Origin of the sequence: Bacillus sp. AP8 (assembly GCF_000321185.1) — a bacterium.
Taxonomy (GTDB): Bacteria; Bacillota; Bacilli; order Bacillales; family DSM-1321; genus Bacillus_AD; species Bacillus_AD massilioanorexius.
The window spans coordinates 1-1,475 of record NZ_CAPG01000106.1; the positions used below are offsets into that span (position 1 = coordinate 1).

The window sequence follows — 1,475 nt, forward strand, 5'->3', positions numbered from 1 at the left end:
GGTAGTGACCCCTTAAAGTTAGAGTTTTAAATTACGCAGCTGATTGGTTGGTTTGAGTTCGGTATTGTACGGGACTTAAACCAGCCAATTTTTGCTTAATGCGTATGTTGTTATAGTAATAGATATACACTTCAATCTTTCTTTTCAGCTCATCATATGATACCAATTCTTCTCCATAATACATTTCTTGTTTGAGGATGCCAAAGAAATTTTCCATTGACGCATTATCTGCGCAGGTGGCTTTTCTCGACATACTCTGAAATATTCTATTGTTCTTTAATGTTTGGATCCATTTATTATGCTGATAATGCCATCCTTGATCAGAATGAATCGTTGTTCGGTATTTAGCTTCATTTTTAATGATTTCTACTGCTTGATTCAGTGGCTCTAAAACGAAATCTAATGTAGGTCTATTTGAAATCCCAAAAGAGATAATTTCACCGTTATATAAGTCTAGAATGGGGCTTAAATAAAGCTTTTCATCTCCTGCACATTTGAATTCCGTCACATCTGTCGCGAGCTTTTGAAGACGAATCGACGTATGGAACCTGCGATTTAGGCGATTTTTAGCTACTTTACCCACGTGACCTTTATAGGAGTTATAGCGAGATTTACGCGTGAATTTGACACACTTCAAGCCTAATTCCCTAATAATTCGCTGCACTTTTTTATGATTAATCACATAACCTTGCGTTCTTAATGCTAAATAAATACGGCGGTATCCGTATTTCCCTTCATGCTTTTGAAAAAGTTCAGAAATGATTTCTTTCCATTCCTTATCTGGATCTTCCTTTTTTAACTGCTTCACTTGATAATGATACGTTGCCTCTGGAATCCCCACTATTTCTAGTATATTTCTTAATTTGAATCCTTCTTTTTTGAGTTCGAATGCCACTGCTGCTTGTGCTTTGCGAGGAAGGCATTCGGATTCTCCTGAAAAGCGTTCAACTTTTTTAAATAGGCAATTTCTAAGCGAAGAAGCTCATTTTCATGTTCCAATTGTTCTTCACGGGATAATTCATTTTCTGGTTTTACTGATTTTGCTTTCCGATTTTTAGACATAGGAGGCCGTCCCTTCACTTTTTTTGTCAGGCCTTCTACACCTTCTTTCGAAAATTTTCTGTACCAATCCGCAATCAGGCTTGGATTATTCATGTTAAATTCAATTGTTGTGTCTTGGAAAGAAGCACCTGTTTTTTTCATAAAGTGTAATACATTCAGCTTGAATTGAACAGAATAAACTTCTTTCGTGTTTTTTCTACGTATACCTTTTTCACCAAATTCTTTATATGCACGTACCCATCGTTTGATTGGAGAGTCGCTTGGCATATTAAAACTTTTAGCTAATAGTGGATATCCCAGAGAACCTTCTAAGTAAGCCTTCACGACTCTCAATTTAAATTCATCGCTATATTTTGCCATAAAAAAACACCCCAAAAGTTAGTTTTTCACTCTAACTTTTGGGGTGCAGCACC

General features: G+C 36.2%; 1 protein-coding gene and 1 pseudogene. Both read right to left on the reverse strand.

Annotated elements, in window-relative coordinates; all coding sequences use genetic code 11:
• Positions 1 to 31: 31 nt before the first annotated feature.
• A pseudogene (locus BN349_RS22830) lies at positions 32 to 910 on the reverse strand (IS3 family transposase); the annotation flags it as partial.
• Positions 859 to 1,422, reverse strand: a complete 564-nt coding sequence (locus tag BN349_RS22835) for a helix-turn-helix domain-containing protein (protein ID WP_019244594.1) — start codon at positions 1,420 to 1,422, stop codon at positions 859 to 861. The gene BN349_RS22835 and the pseudogene BN349_RS22830, both read right to left, overlap by 52 nt.
• Between the last annotated feature and the right edge of the window lie 53 nt (positions 1,423 to 1,475).